This window comes from Sphaerimonospora cavernae (assembly GCF_042435035.1).
Taxonomy (GTDB): Bacteria; Actinomycetota; Actinomycetes; order Streptosporangiales; family Streptosporangiaceae; genus Sphaerimonospora; species Sphaerimonospora cavernae.
Genome location: NZ_JBHMQT010000044.1, coordinates 236,010 through 255,195, shown reverse-complemented (window position 1 = coordinate 255,195; position 19,186 = coordinate 236,010). Strand labels below are relative to the sequence as shown.

General features: G+C 68.9%; 15 protein-coding genes. 7 read left to right on the top strand and 8 right to left on the bottom strand.

Going from position 1 to position 19,186, the window contains the following annotated elements; genetic code table 11:
- Positions 1–84: 84 nt before the first annotated feature.
- The 3 genes from ACFHYQ_RS21240 to ACFHYQ_RS21230 all read right to left on the bottom strand — a co-directional run bounded on the left by ACFHYQ_RS21240 (position 85) and on the right by ACFHYQ_RS21230 (position 7,336).
- Positions 85–3,540 carry a bifunctional glycosyltransferase/CDP-glycerol:glycerophosphate glycerophosphotransferase gene (locus ACFHYQ_RS21240; RefSeq protein WP_394302878.1) on the bottom strand — a complete coding sequence of 1,152 codons (3,456 nt, stop codon included), beginning with the start codon at positions 3,538–3,540 and terminating at the stop codon, positions 85–87.
- A gap of 71 nt (positions 3,541–3,611) precedes the next feature.
- Positions 3,612–5,222, bottom strand: coding sequence for a glycosyltransferase (locus ACFHYQ_RS21235; RefSeq protein ID WP_394302877.1), 1,611 nt, complete (start codon positions 5,220–5,222; stop codon positions 3,612–3,614).
- Between the two features lie 128 nt (positions 5,223–5,350).
- On the bottom strand, positions 5,351–7,336 hold the full coding sequence (locus ACFHYQ_RS21230) for a glycosyl transferase family 2 (protein WP_394302876.1): 1,986 nt from the start codon (positions 7,334–7,336) through the stop codon (positions 5,351–5,353).
- Between the two features lie 187 nt (positions 7,337–7,523).
- Here ACFHYQ_RS21230 and ACFHYQ_RS21225 point away from each other — a divergent pair, with 187 nt between their 5' ends.
- The gene (locus ACFHYQ_RS21225) at positions 7,524–8,282 is read left to right on the top strand and encodes a polysaccharide deacetylase family protein (RefSeq protein ID WP_394302875.1); all 759 of its coding nucleotides are present in this window, start codon (positions 7,524–7,526) and stop codon (positions 8,280–8,282) included.
- On the opposite strand, the gene ACFHYQ_RS21220 is transcribed toward ACFHYQ_RS21225, so the two are convergent.
- From ACFHYQ_RS21220 to ACFHYQ_RS21210, 3 genes are all read right to left on the bottom strand, one after another.
- Positions 8,203–9,462, bottom strand: a complete 1,260-nt coding sequence (locus ACFHYQ_RS21220) for an acyltransferase family protein (RefSeq protein WP_394302874.1) — start codon at positions 9,460–9,462, stop codon at positions 8,203–8,205. The two genes, ACFHYQ_RS21225 and ACFHYQ_RS21220, sit on opposite strands and share 80 nt — an antisense overlap.
- Positions 9,463–9,525: 63 nt before the next feature.
- Entirely contained in the window at positions 9,526–11,073 is a 1,548-nt protein-coding gene (gene guaA, locus ACFHYQ_RS21215) for a glutamine-hydrolyzing GMP synthase (RefSeq protein ID WP_394302873.1), read from the bottom strand.
- 215 nt (positions 11,074–11,288) lie between these two features.
- Entirely contained in the window at positions 11,289–12,353 is a 1,065-nt protein-coding gene (locus ACFHYQ_RS21210; protein ID WP_394302872.1) for an alkene reductase, read from the bottom strand.
- 135 nt (positions 12,354–12,488) lie between these two features.
- On the opposite strand from ACFHYQ_RS21210, the gene ACFHYQ_RS21205 reads away from it, so the two are divergent.
- Positions 12,489–12,998: a MarR family winged helix-turn-helix transcriptional regulator gene (locus tag ACFHYQ_RS21205; protein ID WP_394302871.1), complete on the top strand. Its 510-nt coding sequence runs from the start codon at positions 12,489–12,491 to the stop codon at positions 12,996–12,998.
- A 142-nt stretch (positions 12,999–13,140) separates the two neighbouring features.
- On the opposite strand, the gene ACFHYQ_RS21200 is transcribed toward ACFHYQ_RS21205, so the two are convergent.
- Complete coding sequence (locus ACFHYQ_RS21200) at positions 13,141–13,566, bottom strand: DUF397 domain-containing protein (RefSeq protein ID WP_394302870.1); 426 nt, start codon at positions 13,564–13,566, stop codon at positions 13,141–13,143.
- Between the two features lie 31 nt (positions 13,567–13,597).
- A complete protein-coding gene (locus ACFHYQ_RS21195; RefSeq protein ID WP_394302869.1) occupies positions 13,598–14,464 on the bottom strand; it encodes a helix-turn-helix domain-containing protein in 867 nt (288 codons plus the stop codon).
- A gap of 195 nt (positions 14,465–14,659) precedes the next feature.
- On the opposite strand from ACFHYQ_RS21195, the gene ACFHYQ_RS21190 reads away from it, so the two are divergent.
- From ACFHYQ_RS21190 to ACFHYQ_RS21170, 5 genes are all read left to right on the top strand, one after another.
- Positions 14,660–15,169, top strand: coding sequence for an ATP-binding protein (locus tag ACFHYQ_RS21190; protein ID WP_204017730.1), 510 nt, complete (start codon positions 14,660–14,662; stop codon positions 15,167–15,169).
- 69 nt (positions 15,170–15,238) lie between these two features.
- Positions 15,239–16,234, top strand: coding sequence for a glycosyltransferase (locus ACFHYQ_RS21185; protein ID WP_394302868.1), 996 nt, complete (start codon positions 15,239–15,241; stop codon positions 16,232–16,234).
- Positions 16,231–17,064 (top strand): class I SAM-dependent methyltransferase, encoded by an 834-nt coding sequence (locus ACFHYQ_RS21180; protein ID WP_204017728.1) that lies wholly within the window; start codon positions 16,231–16,233, stop codon positions 17,062–17,064. Before ACFHYQ_RS21185 ends, ACFHYQ_RS21180 begins: the two co-directional genes overlap by 4 nt.
- Positions 17,004–18,215 carry a glycosyltransferase family 4 protein gene (locus tag ACFHYQ_RS21175; RefSeq protein WP_308440825.1) on the top strand — a complete coding sequence of 404 codons (1,212 nt, stop codon included), beginning with the start codon at positions 17,004–17,006 and terminating at the stop codon, positions 18,213–18,215. The genes ACFHYQ_RS21180 and ACFHYQ_RS21175 overlap by 61 nt, the downstream gene beginning before the upstream one ends.
- Entirely contained in the window at positions 18,208–19,176 is a 969-nt protein-coding gene (locus ACFHYQ_RS21170; RefSeq protein ID WP_394302867.1) for a glycosyltransferase, read from the top strand. The genes ACFHYQ_RS21175 and ACFHYQ_RS21170 overlap by 8 nt, the downstream gene beginning before the upstream one ends.
- The last annotated feature ends 10 nt before the right edge of the window (positions 19,177–19,186 follow it).

Genomic DNA, 19,186 nt, shown 5'->3' with positions numbered 1-19,186 from the left:
GAGGACCCCATTGCCATCGCTTGGAACTTCCTTGACCCGAGGCCATCCCTTTCACTCTGAAAGCTGCGAGCTCGTCCCTTACGTTTACGGTCGAGAAGCCACCTCGAGGAGGAGGTCGACCACGCGGCGGGACGCGGCGCCGTCGGCCAGCGGGCGGAATCTCGCGACGAACGCCTCCAGCGCGCTCGCGTACTTCTCGGCGACCTCGTCGGCCTCGCGGATCGCCTCGATCACCTCGTCCGCGGTGCGCAGGACGGGCCCGGGCACCTCCGGGCGCAGATCCTCGATGCCGTTGCCGCCCGCGTTCGCCTCGACATGGAACAGCATCGGCCGGCCCGTCGCGGCGAAGTCGAACATCGCGCCGGGGTGACCGGTCACCAGGATGTCGGCGGCCAGATACAACTCGTGCGGATCGGGGTGGGTCGAGGCGCACAGGTCCAGCAGCAGGTGGCCTTCTCCCAGGGCGGCCCGGACTCGCTCCAGATCGAGCGGACCGCCACCGCGATTCCCCTGCCCGCCGCGATCACCCTGTCCCCCGCGATCGTCGGGGACGTACAGGATGAGCTTCGTTTCCTCGGGCGCGCCCAGCCTCCGCCTGACCAGCCGCCTCGCCTCGACCGCGTCCCCGTTCGGCTCGACCAGGACGTCGTCGCAGGGCAGGCCGGTCTCCAGCACCCGGCCGGCGAAGCCGGTGAAACCGAAGGTCTCCCGCAGCCGCGGCGTCCACCAGGGGCCGGGCGACAGCACGTGGGTCCACTGCCCGGCACTGCGCACCGGCCGCCGGCCCTCCTCCGGCGCGGCCAGGGCGGCGGGCGGGCCGTGCCACGTCTGCACCACCGTCTGGTCGGGCCGCCGCTCGAACCAGGGCGGCAGGTCGTGGTCAGTGATGACGTAGCGGCAGCGGGCCAGCGCCTCGTAGTGCTCCCGCCCCCGCGACCGCACCGGCTCGACCGGGTCGGGCAGCGCCACCTGGCCGTCGCGCACCTCGCACAGGAACGACAGCTCCACCCCTCGCCGCCGCAGCTCCTCGTAGATCGCCCTCGGACTCCCGGCGAACCGCGTCCCCCTGTTGCCGCTGAACAGCATGGCGGGCCGCAGCGATCTGCCGCGCATCGCCGGGTAGGCCTTCGTGCGCAGTTCCCGCTGGGCCTTCTTGCCGCGCTCGTTCGGCGACAGGTCGCTGCCCACGGTCAGCAGGGCGTGGCCCTCGCCGTCGGCGGCGAGCTCGAACGTGCGGCGGGCCGTCTCGTGCACCAGGGGTTCGTCGGCGTCCAGCTCGATGGGCAGGTCCCGCGTAAGGCCACTGACTCCACCGCCGACTCCACCGCCGGCGCCATCGTCGGCGCCATCGTCGCCGCGGACCCTGATCGCGAGGCCGTATCGGCCGCGGGGCAGCGGCAGCCGCCGGGAATCGACCTCCTCGGGCACCAGCCGCGCCCGGAACCGGCTGCCTGCTCCCTCGATCGGCGCGAGCCGTACGTCCGTCCCCTCGGTCGAGCGCACCACCAATGCCGCCGGGCCGTACGGCGCGGCGAACCCGCCCTCGACGAGCAGCTCACCCCCGGGCAGCCACTCGGTGAGGTCGGCGAACGCGGCGACGGGCTGATCGCGGAGGATCAGGCAGCCGGAGTGGTCGGGCAGCACGACGATCTCCCGGCCCGCCGTGCCGTACCGGCCGATCGAAAGATCGTCGGCGGCGGTGACCGGTGTGACGGCCCCGTCCGCCGTCCGTACCTCGACGCGCCACACGGCCGGCTCCTCACCGAGAATGCCCGAGATGCCCGGGATCTCGTACGGGCTCCCGAGCGTGCCGTTCCCGAGGGCGCCGCGGCCGATGACCTCACGCAGATCCACCTCGGCCTCGAAGGTGCACCCGTCGACCTTGACCGGGCAGGAGAGGGGCACGCCGCCCGGCCGCCGCGTGACCAGGAGCGAGGTCTTCGGGCCGAGGTCGCGAAGCGCGCGGCCGACCAGGCGGAGCCTGCCGTCCCGGATGCTCTGCGTGACGGCTCTGGCGATCTCCCGTTCCGCGCGCAACGCGAGGTGGCCGGTCTCGGTCAGCAGCGGCGCCACGGAGAAGTCACGGCCGGTGCTCCGCTGCCCGGCCCGGTCCGCCCAGACGGCGCGCGGGTCGGCCAGCCGTACACGGCGCAGCGGGAGACCCCGATGGATCACGCGCAGTTCGACATGCCACAGTCCGGGACGGCGGTCCAGCGACCCCGGATCGATCGACAGCCGGAAGCCGCCCCAGTCTCGCCGTGACCTGGGTTTGGCCGAAACACGGGTACGGATGACCGTGGCGGGGACCCGGACGCGCCGTCTGCCGTGCACGAGCGTCGCGAAGATCTGCTGGTGATAACGCCGGACGGGCCGGGGGCAGTCGGGGGCAGCCCGGCCTTCGACGATCAGCTTGCCGCCCTCCCATCTGACCGCGTCGATCCGGGTGCGCGGGGCGAGTTCGTCGCGCACCCGCGACACGGCCGCCGGGACCTTCGGCTCTCGTTCCCGCAGCAGCGGGATGTCGAGGTGGTAGCCCCACAGCCGCCGGGTGAACCGCTCGTCCGGCGGCACCCGCCGGTCCCAGGCCAGGACGTCGAGCAGGTCGGCCAGCCGCCGCTGCCTGATCAGGTGCCACTGCAGCCGCCGCAGCGCGGGCAGCCCGTCGAGCACGGGCGCGGCCACCTCGTCCAAATAGTCGTTGGCCAACTCGAGGAACCGGTCATGGAACGCACCGCCGGCCTGGTCGAGCACGTCGACGAAGTTCGTCAGGTCGGTTTCGAGGACCGTCTGGTCCCAGTCGTGGATCTGCGCCCGCATACCGTGCTCGGCCAGGAACGCCCGGACCGAGCGGACCGCGGCGAACCGGTCCTCCAGATGACCGAGCCGGGTCTTGTCCTGGGTGATCGACCGGTCACGCACCCGCCACAGATAGACGGGCGCGGGCAGCAGATCGACGCTTCGGGCGAGGAAGTGGCCGCGTAGCGCCAACGCGATGTCCTCATACAGCACCCCCTCAGGGAAGGCGAACCCGCCCGCCTCCCAGAACGTCCTGCGCCACAGCTTGTTGGTGACCAACCGGTCACGCAGGAGTGCGCTCTGCCTGGTGACGTGCGTGGCCATGGCCGGCCGGGCGAAGACCGCGCGGTGCAGCGCCGACTGCCGGGTCCGCCGCCCGTCGAAGCGCAGCACGTTGCCCGAGGCCAGGTCGGAGCCGGTACGCAGCAGGGCGGCGAGGAGATATTCGAGCGCATGGACCGGAAGAAGGTCGTCGCTGTCGAGGAACGCCAGGAATTCGCCGGTGGCGTGCCGCACCCCCGTGTTACGAGCCGCCCCCAGTCCGGCGTTCTCCTGGCTGACCAGCCGGAACCTCGGATCCCGCTCGGCGAAGGCGGCGGCGATCAGCGCGCTGGAGTCGCGGGACCCGTCGTCGACCATGACGACCTCGAGGTCACGCCAGGTCTGGGCGGCCACCGACTCCAGGCAGGCGGCGAGGTAGGGTTCCACCTCGTAGATCGGGATGATGACGCTGAGACGAGGCACAGGCGGGTCCTTCCAACTCGGGCGGAACTTCCGTGGCGACCGTGACGGGCCGGGGAATGTCGGAAACCCCCTCACCCCGGGCTGACCATGGCGCGCAGCCGGCGCCGCACGAGCCGTGCCGTACGGCTCAACCTCGCGACACCGCGCAGCCCTCGAACCCTGCGCAGCCCTCGAACCCTGCGCAGCCCGGACACCCGGCTCGGCGGGTTCTGCGGCGTGTTCTTCCGGGGCTGCTGTCGAATCTTGCGCGGCGTCCGTACCAGCGCGGCGACGGTCCCGGCCCGCGCGAGGCCCCAGGTGTCCCCGGCGACCCACAGCGTGCCGAACATCTCGTGGACGAGATCGTCCAGGTCACCGGGATCGGCGGCGCCCCCGTCGACACTTCCTCGGGCACACCATCGGGCGCGGTTCAGCGCCGCCGTACGCTCCAGCCGGGCGTGCACGATCTCAGGTCCCTCGGCCGGCGCAGTCGGCTCCCGCTCCTCGAGTGCGACGGAGACGACGCCGAGGCAGCGCTGGTCGGCGAACTTGATGAGCGAGCCGAGCGTGTTACGGGAGGGCACCCAACCCGGCGGGCAGTGGAATCTGAAGGGCACGGGAGCGCAGTCCTCGGGCAGGCTCTCGCAGTAGGCGACCCGGGTCTCCCCCTCATAGCATCCGCGGACGAGACGCAGGTCAAGCCACGGGTCGTCGAGTGGATCGCGTCGTCCGTCGCCGAGCCGTCCCCACGGGCCGACGATCTTCACGGCGACATCGGGGAGCTTACTCGCGAGCAGACCGTCGACCGTGGCCCTGATCTCTTCGAACGAGGCGTCTCCCACAGGCACGACGGCCTCGACGTACGGGACGAGATAACGGCGGTGGGGATGTCCGCGCAGCCAGCGGAAGGCGGGCACCCGTTCGGCCAGGTAGGGCCAGTTGTGCCGCTTCACGTCCTGCTCACGCCGCATCACCGTGGAGTCGCCGATGTGCCGGCTGCGAGCGGCGCGATCGGCGACGAAGACCGCGCCCGCCTGGGCCAGCCGATATCCCAACTCGGTGTCCTCGCCGAGCACCAGTGTGCGGTCCATCCCGCCGACCGCCCGCAGCAGTTCGGCCCGGACGGAGAGCGTGGCCCCGACGGTGACGGAGAAGGCATGAAGACCCGCCTCCCGCAGATCCGCCGTCTCATCCCAGCGCCGCATCGTCCACTGCGGCGTGCCGCCCTCGAAGAGCTTGTCCACCGCGCCGGCCTCGATCGCCGCCAGCACCTCGCCGGCGGGCACCTCGCCGAGCCCGGGCACGAACCGCAGATGCCCGAGTACGACCAGGTAGTCGGCGAGGTGGTGCCAGCGCATCTGCGCCTCCACGTGCTCGGGGAACAGCACGAGGTCGGCGTCCAGGAAGTGGACGACGTCGCCGTCGGCCGCCTCGGCTCCCGCCGCGCAGGCGCTCGGCTTGCCCCAGACGCCGGGACACGGCCGGATCACCCGGGTCCGCCACGGCACGAGATCGGGCAGGGGCCCCATGGGCGCCTCGCCGTCGTCGACGACGATGACCTCGAGCAGGTGGGCCGGGTAGGTCTGCCTGGCCAGAGCGGCCAACGTCAGCGGCAACGTCCGCTCCGCCCGGTATGCGGGGATCACCACGCTCACCGACAGTTCCGGCGTCCACCCGCCCGGCTCGGGCGGTGTGCCGAGCACGCCGTAATCGTTGTGTGGGATCAGAGGACTCGAAAGAAACCGAGGGCCCGCCGGCTCGGGCGGGTCCGTGGGGGTCGGCGTGGCCCAAGGAATCAGGGGGGCCGACGTCCATGACATCGTCATTCAGCTCATCTCCGCACCATCAGTTCGTTGAAGGCCAGGCCGCGCCACTGGTCCCGGTAGGAGCCGAGAAACGACGGCAGCGGCTGCTGCCAGGTGTGTCCCCGTGCGGCGCGGCGGCGCAGGACGTAGTTGAACCCGTGCGTGCGGTAGATCCGTCCGCCCACCGCCTGTACGGCCTCGAGCAACTGGCCGTCCACTGTGCGCGGCAGCGGCCGGAACCCGCCCACCGCCTCGAACACGGCCCGGGCCACCAGCATCGTCCCCCCGGCGACCAACGGGGCGAATCGCTCGGTCCCGATAGAGCGCCTGATCGTCACATTGATCGGTTCCAGGTAGACGAACTCGGCGGCCGAGCCGACGAGGTCGGCTCCCGAGTAGAGCTGCGCGAGCAGCAGGTCCCCGAGGTGATCGGGTCCGTACCAGTCGTCGTCGTCGACCTTGGCCAGGAACGATCCGGACGCCACCGCCGCCATCCGGTTCAGCACCTCGCCGAATGACCACTCGGCCGGAGCCTCGATGACGGTGACCGGGAAGGGCCCGCCGTCGATCACCGCCTCCCTCGCGGCCACCCCGTGAAGGCCGACGATCAGCTCGGCCCGCACCCCGCGCTGCGGCCTCAGCTGATCGAGGGCGAACGGGATCATCTCCGGACGGCGTGTGCACAGCAGGATCGAGACGGACGGCTCCGGCGGCACGGGCAGCCCGGCGGACGCGACGATGCCGCGCCAGCGGGCCACCGCTCCGTGAACACGCAGCGCGCGGCGGCGCAACATGATGCTGATCTCCTCCCGGTGGAGGTCGGAACCGAGCCTGCCGGGCTCGACCGCCGCCAGCGCGGCGGCGAGCTCGGGCCCCAGGGCGGCGTCCCGCTCGGCGTCGGCGTCGGCGACGACCGGGATCCCGGTCGCCGCCAGGGCCGCGACGATCCCGGCCGCGACCAGGGGTCTTCCTTCCAGGGCCGGCACCACCACACCCCGCACGTCCCGCAGCCGGGCGACGTCGACGTCGGTGAGGCCACCGCCCGGCGGAAGCCGTACGAGCGTGTCGGAACCGCAGGTCACAGTGAGGTCCGGGCCGTGCTCGACGAGCGCGGCCAACGGCATCGACGGCTGCGGCCGGAATCCGATGGGGTTGATCACGGCTTCGTCGACCGGAGGCAGCATCTCGGGGCGCGGGTCTGGATGCCGAGACTCCGGGGGACGGCCGGCGACGAAAGCGATCGGGCCGCCCGGTGGCCGCCTGCCCCGATGCCCCGTGGCCTTGGGCAGCACAGCCTCGGGCAGCGCGTCTTCCTCGGTGATATGCAGCAGGAGATCGCATCCGGGGGCGTCGCGCCGTTGCGGGACCGGCCCCCGCGGCGGCGCCGGCGTCGCGTTGGGGTCGCCGGGCCGCCAACGGGCGGCCCCGACCCCGGCCAGGCCGATCACCGGCTGGGTCAGGTGGCGGCGCGCCCCGAAGAGTCCGTGCGCGACATGGGCGAGCACCTCGCCCGCGGCCACCGGCTCGGCGAACCTGGCGTCCACCTGCCAGCCCCGCGCTCTGCGCCTGACCCGGAGATCCACCAGGTGCCGCCAGGTCTCGCTCTGACCCGCGACCGGCAGCGGCTGGAGCGCCCACGACGGGACCTCCGCCACCACGATCCGCACGCGCCGGGCCCGCGGCAGCAGTTCGCGCATCGGTACGGCCCCGCGCACGTCGGCCAGGGCCCGTGCCGCGATGACGACCGAGTCGTACGGCTCGGCCTCTGCCGTGGCGTCGACGGCGGCACCGGTTCCGGCGAGCGTGTCCGGGCCGACCTCGGCCAGGCGGGGCTCCGCCAGACGGATCCAGGGGCCGGGGAAACCCTCGAAGAGGCGGTCGAGCAACTCGGGGCAGGACTCGAACCCGATGCATGCACCCCACGTACGCGAGTCCCGGCCGACGGCTCGCGCGGTGCCCGGGATGGTGGTGGCCCGGATGGTGGCGACTCGGGTGGCGGCGACTCGGGTCACCCGCCCTCCTTCTGGTCGTCGGCCGGTCGTCTCTCCGGCCGTCCCGCGTCACATTGACCGGGACAGCATCGCGAAAGGAAGGGGTGAAGTGGCCGTCATACGGCTGTTCTTGGCGGAAGGTTTACGGGGCCTCCCAGGCGAACCCGTTACGATGCTGGTCCAAAGATCCCCGAGGAGCATCCCCACCATGGCATTCCGTCGATTGATCCCCGTCGCCGTCGCATGCGTGCTGACGGCGGCGATCGCCACACCCTCGCATGCGAGCCGGGCCGCCAAGGAGCCGTACTGCGCGACGCACAAGTGCATCGCGCTGACCTTTGACGACGGCCCGGCGGAGCACACCGAGACCCTGCTGAAGGTCCTGAAGAAATACAAGGCGAAGGCCACGTTCTTCATGATCGGCAACCGGGTCAAGAAGAACCTCAAGCTGGTCGGTCAGGTCGCCAAGGACGGCCACGAGATCGGCAACCACAGCTGGGACCACAAGTACTTCACCGATCTGACCTCCCAGGAGATCTACGCGGAGGTCCGGGACACCCAGCGGATCATCAAGAAGGCCACGGGGAAGGACCCCGTGATGTTCCGCGCCCCCGGCGGCCTCTATCCGGACGAGGCCCGGGAGATCGTGGCCAAGTTCGGGATGGTGCAGGTCCCCGGCACGGTCGCCACGAAGGACTACATCAAGGACTATCGCAACGTCAAGTTCCTCACCTCGAAGGCCCTCGAGATCGCCGAGCCGGGCGCCGTGGTCCTGATGCACGAGACCGTCAAGGAGACGGCCTCGTCACTGCCCACCGTGCTGCGGGAGCTGACCAAGCAGGGCTACCACTTCGTCACGGTCTCCAAGCTGCTCGAAGGCCAGGAGCTCACCCCGGGTGAGGTGTATCCCGAGGCGCCGCCGGACGAATCGGACACCCCGGAGTTCCCGGACGGGACCGAAGGCTGACATCGCGGCCGATCAACGACCTGCCGAGACGCCGCGCCGGGGATTCCACGAAACGGTACGTCAACCAGCTCACGCACAGCAGCACCGCGAGGTAGCCGAGCATGAGGGCCATCTGGACGACGACCGGCGCGGCGCGCAGGTCACCCACCGCGGCATTGAGGTACGCCATCAGCGGAACGTGCAGCAGATAGACCGAGTAGCTGATCAGTCCCAGCCAGGTCAGCACCGCGGGCACGGTCCGCCCGCGCAGGGCCATGCCGGCGGCGAAGGTGCCGCCGGCTAGGGCCAACGTGGTGATCCACGCGCCGGGCTGCACCCACCACCAGCCCGCCTGGATCGACCACACCGGCGCGGCCGCCACCAGGGCCGCCGAGACCGCCACCGGCAGGAGACCACCGGTGCCCTGCTCCCAGCGGTAGATGGCCGTCCCGGTGAACATCACGGCGAGGATCGCCGCTCCGAACCAAGGCACGTAGCTGCCGAACAAGAGCAGCCCGAGGGCCATCAACCCCAGGGTGTAGGCCGCGACAGCGCGGAATCGGCCGGAGATCAGGCAGACCATGCCCGCGACGAAGATCACGCATGACACGATGGCCGGCCAGTGGTCGGGGAGCAACGGCCCGGACAGCACCAGTCCGGCGCAGATCGCCACCACGCCGAAGACGATGGCGAACGTCCCGCTGCGAGTGTGCACTCCGCGCATGAACAGAGCCGACACGATCAGGTAGAACACCATTTCGTACGACAACGTCCACATCGTGTTGGCCATGCCACCCTGATGCACGACGTCGAAGAGCATCGTCACGTGCGCGGCCACCGCGGAGGGATGGCGCGGCACGGAATGACGCACCGGCATCCAGAAGGCCAGGGCGAGTACAACACCGACGACCAGCAGATAGATCGGATAGAGACGGAACAACCGGCTGATCCAGAAGGCCCGGACGTCGCCCCTGCGCTCCAGCGACGCCGGAATGATGTAGCCGCTGACCAGGAAGAAAACCAGAACACCGTAGATGCCGAGACTGAACCAGTCTGGCCGCAGCGACGGCATCAACCACGGAGTGTGCTCGGCGACCACCGCCAACGCGCCGAGCCCGCGTAACGCGTCAAGCCAGCCGAGCCGGGCATTATGGCCATCTGATGTGGTCGGCGAGGCGGTATCGGGCTGAGCGACAATCACCGCGATACCATACCCGCCCTACACAAACCACACCGAAAGATCCACCCCTTCCTCCTGGGGGTGTCACTCCCACTCGATGGTGCCGGGGGGCTTGCTGGTGATGTCGAGAACGACGCGGTTGATCTCACTGACCTCGTTGGTGATCCTGGTCGAGATGCGCGACAGCACGTCGTACGGCACCCGGGCCCAGTCGGCGGTCATCGCGTCCTCGGAGGTCACCGGCCTGAGCACCACCGGATGACCGTAGGTGCGGCCGTCGCCCTGCACGCCGACCGACCGCACGTCGGCCAGCAGCACGACCGGGCACTGCCAGATGTCGGAGTCGAGACCGGCACGCGACAGCTCCTCACGGGCGATGGCGTCCGCCTCCCGCAGCAGGTCGAGGCGCTCGCGGGTGACCTCCCCGACGATCCGGATGCCGAGGCCCGGGCCGGGGAACGGCTGCCGCCAGACCATCGCCGGAGGCAGGCCGAGCTCCTCGCCGGCCCGCCGCACCTCGTCCTTGAACAGCGTGCGCAGCGGCTCGACGAGCTCGAACTTCAGGTCCTCCGGCAGACCGCCCACGTTGTGGTGGGACTTGATGTTGGCGGTTCCGGTGCCGCCGCCCGACTCGACAACGTCGGGGTAGAGCGTGCCCTGGACGAGGAAGTCCACCGGACCGTCGGCGAGGATCGCGCGCTGCTCGTCTTCGAAGACCCGGATGAACTCCCGCCCGATGATCTTGCGCTTCTCCTCCGGATCGGTCACGCCGGACAGCGCCTTGAGGAACCGCTCGGCGGCGTCGACGACGCGCAGCTTCACGCCGGTCGCCTCGACGAAGTCCCGCTCGACCTGCTCGGCCTCGCCCTTGCGCAGCAGGCCATGGTCGACGAACACACAGGTCAGACGGTCACCGATGGCCCGCTGGACGATCGCGGCGGCCACCGCGGAGTCCACGCCGCCCGACAGGCCGCAGATGGCGCGGCCGTCACCGATCTGTACTCGGACCGCCTCGATCGCGTCCTCGACGATGTTGAGCATCGTCCACGCCGGACGGCAGCCGGCCGCCTCGAGGAAGTGCTTGAGCACGGTCTGCCCATGCTCGGAGTGGAGCACCTCGGGGTGGAACTGCACACCGTACAGACCACGCGAGACGTCCTCCATCGCCGCGACCGGCGTCGCCTCGGTCGAGGCGGTGACGATGAACCCGGCGGGGGCCTCCACCACGGTGTCACCGTGGGACATCCAGACCGACTGGGTGACCGGCAGCCCGGCGAACAGCGCTCCCTCCCGGAGCACGCTGAGCGAGGTGCCGCCATATTCGGCACTCCCCGTCTTGGCCACCTTTCCGCCCAGTGCCAGGGCCATCGCCTGGTAGCCGTAGCAGATGCCGAACGTCGGCACCCCGGTCTCGAAAAGGCCGACGGGCACCGGCGGCGCGCCCTCCGCGTACACCGAGGAGGGGCCGCCGGACAGGATGATCGCCTTGGGCTTCCTGGCCAGCATCTCCGCCACCGGCATCGTCGAGGGGACGATCTCGGAATAGACGTGACATTCACGCACCCGGCGGGCGATCAGCTGCGCGTACTGCGCGCCGAAATCCACCACAAGAACCGTGTCGAAGTCAGACACCGGAAAGTGACCCCCAAAGGCATCGAGCGGTACGTGTCAGTCTATCGGCGGCCTCCCAGCGCACTGGCCACCCGCACTGGCCACCCGCACTGGCCACCCGCACTGGCCACTTGGACCTGCCACGCGGACCTGCCACGCACGGCGCCCGGGCCCCTCCGAGCGGCCCCCGTTGTGCGCGGCAAGTCCGGTACGGTGACCGCTCAGACGGCGGCTCCTCAGACGGCGACCGCGTGCAGGGTGAGCGAAGGATAGTCGGTGTAGCCCCGGTGGTCGCCGCCGTATGCCTTGCTGAGGTCGGGCTCGTTGAGCGGAGCGCCGAGGCGAAGGCGCAGCGGCAGGTCCGGGTTCGCCAGAAACGCCTGGCCGAGCGCGACCACGTCCGCGCCCCACTCCAGCCACTTCGCGGCGGTGACGGCCGGATCGGTGCCGGCCGGGTCGTTGACGATGAGGGCGTTTCGCCACAGGTCGCGGATCCGCCGGCTGAGGTCGTCTCCGCCTGTCGCCATCAGGTGCAGGTAGCCCAGGTCAAGCTCGGCGAGCTCGGACACCAGGGCCGGGTAGACCTCGTGGGCGTCGTCCTCGGCCAGGTCCTGGGCGCCGCTGGCCGGCGACATCCTGATCCCCACCCGGGACGGGCCGATCTCCTCGGCGACGGCCGTGGCGGTCTCCACGGCGAGCCTGATCCGGCCGGCGACCGATCCCCCGTAGCGGTCGTCACGCAGGTTGGCGTTTTGCGACAGGAACTGGTGGATGAGATAGCCGTTGGCGCCGTGCAGTTCGACGCCGTCGAATCCGGCGTCGATCGCCCGGCGTGCGGCCCCGGCGAAGTCCCGGATGGTCGCCTCCACCTCCCCGGTGGACAGCTCCACCGGGACGGGGAGCTCCTGCGGCCCGCTCGGGGTGAAGATCTTCCCGGCCGCCCGTACGGCCGAAGGCGCGACGGGGACCGCACCGGTGTTGTCGGGATGACCGACCCGGCCCGCGTGCATGAGCTGGGCGAAGATCCGGCCCCCCGCGGCGTGGACGGCGTCCGTCACCTCGCGCCACCCGGCCACCTGCTCGTCGGTGTGCAGCCCCGGGGTGTCCATGTAGCCCTTGCCTGCCGGGCTGGGCTGGATCCCCTCGCTGATGATCAGTCCGGCCGAGGCGCGCTGGGCGTAGTAGAGCGGCGCCAGCGGCGAGGGAATCCCGTCCACATATGACCGTGAACGGGTCATGGGCGCCATGACCAGGCGGTTGGGCAGACGCAGCGAGCCGAGGTCGAAAGACGTGAACGGCATGACTCGAAACCCTTTCTTGGGCAGCCAATTTGGCCGACCAACTTGGTCGGCCACGAACTGTTTTACAACTTGGCCGACCAATATGCAAGCGGTACCCTGGTGGCGTAAGAAGGCCCCGAGATGGTGAGGCCCGCAATGATGGAGCCGCTGGTTCACGACACGACGGCATGTTCGGTGTCGCGTGAGGAGGACCCCGACAGCCTCAGCTGCCTGATGGCCGCGGCGTCGCGGGGCCACCGGGTCCTGCACGCCGCCCTGCTGGCGGAGATCGGCCTCTACCCGGGACAGGACCGGGTGCTGATCGCGTTGTGGGAGAACGGCCCGCAGTTCCAGAACAAGCTCGCCGCGTTGCTGGGCATCGACATGTCGACGATGACCAAGAGTCTGCAGCGCCTCGAGCGGGGCGGACTGGTGAGCCGCGCTCCCTGTGCCTCGAACCGGCGCCTCAGCATCGTGAGCACGACGCCCAAGGGCGACGCGCTGCGCCCGGAGGTGCGCAGGATCGCCGATGAGGTCCAGCGGCGACTGACCCACGGCCTGACACCGGAACAGGTGGAGACGCTCTGCTCATTGCTGGCCGTGGTCAGGAACAACACCTGCCGCGAGGCCATGTGCCCGCCTGACGCCCCCGCCGTCGCCCATTAGCCGAGCCGGACCAAGGCCGGTCACCGTACGGCCCGGAGGGCGGAGAAGATGGTCACCGTACGGCCGGGCGGCTTGGTGCAGGCCGACCTGATCGGGCTTCGTCTCAAAGGCTGCTCGCCCGGGGCAACTCCAGCAGTGCGTGTTAGGCGGCTGCTTGAGTGGCGAACTCCCCGGCGTTAAGGCCGCGCATGAAGGCGATCCATTCGGCGCGGGTGTAGCGCAATGTCGCCCCATCAGCGGGGTGGCGAAGCGCGACGGCACCGCCCGGCAAGGACGCCATCTGCACCCGGTCGCTCACTAGGCCCTTCGGGGCGCTGATCCAGGTCGCTCCGGCAAGGTCGAGTTGATAGAGGTCGGTTTTGTCCTGTGGGATGGCCTCGATAGGGCAGTGGTCGACGGGCGCGGCCAGCAGGAAGTCGGCGAAGTGTGTCCACGCCTCGGCGGAGACCACGATGGCCGGCAGGCTGGGGAACTTGGAATCGCGCAGGCCTACGACGCCCGGGGCGCCGCGGCCGACCATGACACAGTTGGCTCCACCGTCGCTGAAGCTGCTCGTGGTCCAGGTCATGGCCTCAGATGCGGGGTGAGAAGACATCTCGTCACAATTCCTTGATCATTTTACTGAGTGCCGCGATTGTATCGCGAGGGGACAGGGCGGCGGAGCGAAGGTGCTCGGCGGCTGTGGTGTATCGCTTCACGGCGTCTTCATCCTCAAGATATTGGGCCGAAGTGAGTGCTTCCAAGCACACGATCGCAGGGCCGGAGTCGAAGTGCATCAGGGTGAAGCTGCCTTCCAGACCCGCGTGCTCACCTGCCTCGTACGACAGCAGCACGATCTGGACGTGGGAGTAGCGGCGGTCGGCAGCGATGTCACGCAGATACTCAAGTTGCTCCTTCATCACTGCGGTGTCGGGGCCGCCCACGCGCTGGCGTACCGCCGTCTCTGACAGGGCGACCCACAGCTCGGGGGGATCGTCGCGGTCGATGACCGCCTTCTTGCGATTCAGGCGCAACTGGACGAATTTGTCGATCTCTTCGTCGGTCTGCCACATGCGGCTGGCCGCGACGACACGGCGCGCGTAGAACTCGGTCTGCAACCACCCGGGGATGAGCAGCGGTGACCATTTGAAGATTCGGGTGGCGGATTCCTCAAGGCTGAGGTAGTCGGCGAAAGGGTCGCGCACGACGCCTTTGAACTGCTGCCACCAGTTGCGCTGGGCGGCCTTGCGCGCCAGCTCCATGATCTCTTCGCGGCGCGCTGGGTCGGTCAGCTGGTAGCTATCGAGAATGAACGGCACGTCACGGACGGGCAGCTGCTGCTTGCCGTTTTCGATCTTGCTGAGGGAGGTCTTGGGCCGCTGCAGGAGCTCGGCGGCCTGCTCCAGGGTCAGCCCTTGCGCATGGCGGAGCTCTTCCAGCTCTCGCCCCAGGCGTCGACGACGCACCGTAGCTCTGACCTCCGGCATGAAGACCTCCCAGAGAGAAGGGTAGCCCAATCCGGCATCTTGCTACACGCTCACTTGCTCAGGAGAAACTTTCTCCTCGTATCTGTTGCGCGAGAGCTGCTTTCCCTTCATCATCTTTCTCGTACCCCCGGTCCTGCCGCGTTGATCCCGGAGTGCGACACGACCTGCCGTATACCTGCCACCCATGGAGGGGCGATGGATACCGCAATCAGGGAGAAACCGCCGCTCCCGTACGGTCAGTTCTCTTTGCATCAGCGGTTCAGCAGCGAAGCGATGGGGCCGATCCGCCACCAGGTGGCGGCCCACTTGCGCCTATGGGAAATGTCGGCACTCGTGGAGCAAGGCATGCTGGTCGCCAGCGAACTGTGCAGCAATGTCCGGCACGCTGGAGACCGGCGCTTTGAGCTGCGGATGGTCCTGCTCAACGGCAGGGTCCGGCTGGAAGTGCGTGACTACTCCACCGCCCTGCCGTACTTCCCCGCAGAGGTTCCCGCCCCTGACGCCGTCAGTGGGCGCGGCCTGTACCTGGTCGCCGAGCTTGCCGAGCACGTCGGAGTAGACCTCCTCGGCGACGGAAAGATCATCTGGGCAGTGTTGGGGCCCGGTCCCTGCCTGACCGACGCCATCGTGAAGGCCGCAAGCCAGCACGGCGAGCCGACAGACCAGCAGGTTCGCCCCAGCGCCCCTGAGGTGGGTCGAGCATGATCGGTCATCGCCGAGGTCGCGCTCTGTCATGCATCGAAGATCGAACGTCGTAAGGAGGCGGAACCACCAATGCGAATCGCCCTTATAGGCCTGCAACGGGAGCACACTCCACCGGCCGGTTACGGCGCGGTCGGTCGGATCGTCGCGGGCCTCGCCGTCGCGTTGAGCCGGCGCGTCGAGGTACTGACCGTGGTCGCCAAGGGGTCACGCGTGTCGCCGCGCTCATTCGAGGTGCCATACGTGGGGCGTCGAGGAACGCCGGATCCGGAGCACATGGCGAGGTACGCCAACGTCCTCTCCCGGTGCGACGTCGTCCACAACCACGATCCGGAGATGATCGAGTGGCTTGAGAAGCACGTCGCGACCCCTGTCGTGACCACACTGCACACCAACCGACTGCCCGCCGCTTCGCCGACGGCCCGTTTCGCCTACCTTTCCGAGTTCCAGGCCCGGGGCCTGAAGCACGTTGGCTTCGCAGGTTGGGGACGGCCGATCATCATGCCGCCGTCACTGGATCGTGATACAGCCCGCTCGAAGGATCTGCTGGTCCTGGGACAGGTCCGTCCCGAGAAGGGGATCGTCGATGCGTGCCGGCTCGCGGCTGCGACGGGTCGCCGGCTGATCCTCGCCGGACCGCTCGCTCACCGCAACGAGACGTGGTTCGCTGAGGTCAGGAGCCGGTTCGGCGGACGACTGGTGCATGTCGGCGAGGTGGCCGACCCTGTTCGACTGCTGCTGTTGCGGACCAGCGCCGCCTTGCTCTTCCTCTCCCGACCTGCTGAGCCGCTGGGTCTGGTCATGCTGGAGGCGATGTCTGTCGGCACGCCCGTGCTCGCGCTCGACCTCGGCGCATGTAGTGAACTTGTCGCGGACGGCGTCTCGGGGTTCGTCAGGCATGACGTGGAGTCCCTGGCCATGACCGTGGACGATCTCGCTTACCTGCGACCGGATCTGGTGCAGAAGTCGGTTGAGCGCTTCAGCGAGGACGTCGTCGTCGAGGAGCACCTGCGCCTCTACCGCAGAGTCGCGCAGCGCTCGCTGCTGACCATGGAGAGCGCCTCATGAACAGGTACTCGACCTTCTTGGAGAGCAGCAGACCCACCCGACTCGCCCGGCTCGCGCTGAAAGTCGCCGATGGATACGTCTCCTTCCGGTATCCCAGGCAGCCGTGGCCGCCTCTGAAGATGATGTACGAAGGCCCATCGAGCCGATGGGTGTACCGCCGGAACGGGCTCGCTTATCTCGATCACTTGAAGGCGCTGGCCGGTCTCACGCCCGCCAGTCGCATCTTCGACATAGGTTGCGGCCTGGGCAGGAAGACCTGGCCGCTGGTGGGGTACCTCGAGACCGGTGAATACATCGGTGTCGACCCGCGTGAGGCGGCGGTCGAATGGTGTCGCCGGAACCTCTCATCGCGGGACAGGAAGCTGAGGTTCCGCCACATCGACGTTCGGAATGGTTATTACACGCCGAACGGATCTCACGATGCCTCAGCGATCACGTTGCCCGCCGATGACGACCGCTACGACATCGTCATGGCGAACTCCGTCTTCACCCACATGCTCCCCGGCGAGATCGCAAACTACCTCGGAGAATGCAGCAGGATCCTCGCCTCCGGCGGGAGACTGCTCTGCACGTTCTTCTTGAGCCCCGACAACCCGGCCGCGGTGGGGCCGATCGGTGCTCCTGCCCGCTACGCCTTCCCCTACGAACGCGACGGATATCGCGTCCAGCACGACGACTGCGACGAGCACGTGATCAACTACCGCGAGAGCGACATTCGGGAGATGTGCGACTCGGTCGGCATCCGTCTCCTGGACATCAAGTGGGGTTCATGGCGCGGGAACGCCCGCTACCTGGATTTCCAGGACATCGTGGTCGGAGAGAAACCATGAACGGGGGAAGGGATGGCGCCGTCCCGCACATCCACCTTGTCAGCAGCGAATTCCCGCCCTTGGTCCGCGGAGGCGCCGGAATCCACGTCTACGAACTGCACCGCCATCTGTCACGAGTCACCGATGTAAGCGTGACTCTGCTGAGGGGTTCGCCCCGAGAGCAGAGCACGTCCATCCCTCTGCCGGCCCCTGCCCGGTCGCAGCGGTATCGGGTCCACCGCACTCTGGCCGACTCCTTCGCTCAAGAGACCTTCGGGCAAGTCGTGCACACGCACTCGATGGCGGCTCATATCGCGGCGATGCGGTCAGGTCGCCCTTACCTGAGCACGGTGCACTCGATCGAGGCCGACCGTCCATGGCGGGCCGCGCGACACGGCGACCTGTTCGAGCGGGCGGTGGACACCGAGATGGCGGCCCTGAACGCCGCGTCAACCGTGATCTGCGTGTCGGAGGCGATCGCGCGGGACTTGGCGAAGCACTACGGCATCGAACGCAGTCACGTGGTTCCGCCCGCATACGAGGTTGCGCAGTGGTACCACGACGACGCCTGTGACGCGCTGCCTCAGCGGGTCCTCCCCTGGGATCGCCCGTTCGTCCTGGCGACCGGCCGCATCAGCAAGCAGAAGGGCTACCGGTACCTGTTCGCCGCGCTGCGGCGGTTACGTCGGCCGACAACCCTCGTGGCGCGTGCCGGTTCCCCTGAATCCGATGCGGACGCGGCCGAGTTTCGTGCGTGGCTCGCCAAGGTTCCTGAGCGGCACACCGTCGTCTGGCTCGAATCCGGGCTCGGCCGCCGGGGAATGCGGCAGCTCTATTCCAAGGCCGCGCTCCATGTGTCCCCGGCGATCTACGAACCGTTCGGTCTGTCGAACGTGGAGTCTCTGCTGTGCGGGACGCCGGTGTGTGCGACGGCGGTAGGCGGGACACCGCAGGCCCTGGGTGACACCCCGGCGATCCTTCTGCCGGACCCAGCCGATGGCGCCCTGGAATTCGGCGACCGGTTGGCGGAGGTCCTGGAGACCGCACCCTACGACCCAGAACTCCGCGAGCAGACCCGAGCCCCGTCGACACGGCACTTCCTCGCGGAGGGCGACTGGGAACGGGTGCTCCCCCGGATGCTTCAGATCTACCAGGAGGCCGTACATGGCTGACGGCCCGGTGGCCGTCATCACGGTCACGCTCAACTCGGCGGCCACAGTCGCACGCTGCTTGAGCCCCTTCCGCGAGAACGCCGAGCCGTTCTACACCGTCGTCGTGGACAACCGCTCCCGCGATGACACCGTGCAGGCACTCCAGCGACTGGGACTGGCCGACGCAGTGATCGGCAACGAGCACAACCGAGGGTACGGAGCTGCGGTGAATCAGGCGCTGGCGCATCTCAGAGATGAGGACATCGGCCCATCTGCCGTCGTGCTTCTCGATCCGGACTGCTTCATCGCCCCCGGCGACCTGCTCAAGCTGACCGCCGTCCTCCGCGACACTCCTCGGCTCGGGGCGGTGTCTCCGGTCCTGCTGTCCGCGGACGGCGTCGAACAGGTCACCGCGCACCAATTCCGCACCGTGCGGAGCGAGACCCGCCGTGTCTTCAACGAGACCCCGGTCGACGTGCTCACGCGGCAGCTCTCCCCGCACCTACATCTGACCGGCTGGGTGGTCGGCGCATGCCTAGTCCTGCGTCCGCAGGCCATCGAGACGATCGGTGGGATCTGCGAGCGGTACTTCGTCTATGTCGAGGACATCGACACCTGCCACCGGCTGCGGAAGGCCTGTTGGGGGGTGGCGATCGACACCTCGGTCAGTGTGACTCACATCGGAGGCCACAGCCTGTCGAGCAGCCAGATCGTCGACTTCGCTCCGATCCTCAAGCTCATCAACGAGTTGGACTTCTACGAGTCCGTACACAGTCGCTCAGAACGCGCCGTCATCGCGCTGCTGCGCGTGGCCAGGCAGCTACGCAAGGGCGAGGTCCTCTGTTCCAAGACCCTGATCCTGCTGCTGGCCGGTCTCGGACTGACCGCACGCCGAATCGGCAGGGTCTTCCTGCACAGGCAGGACCTGTCGGTCCGCGCGATGTTCCCGGCGTGCTGGCTGACCGCTCGGCGACATCAGTGAGAACGAGTCG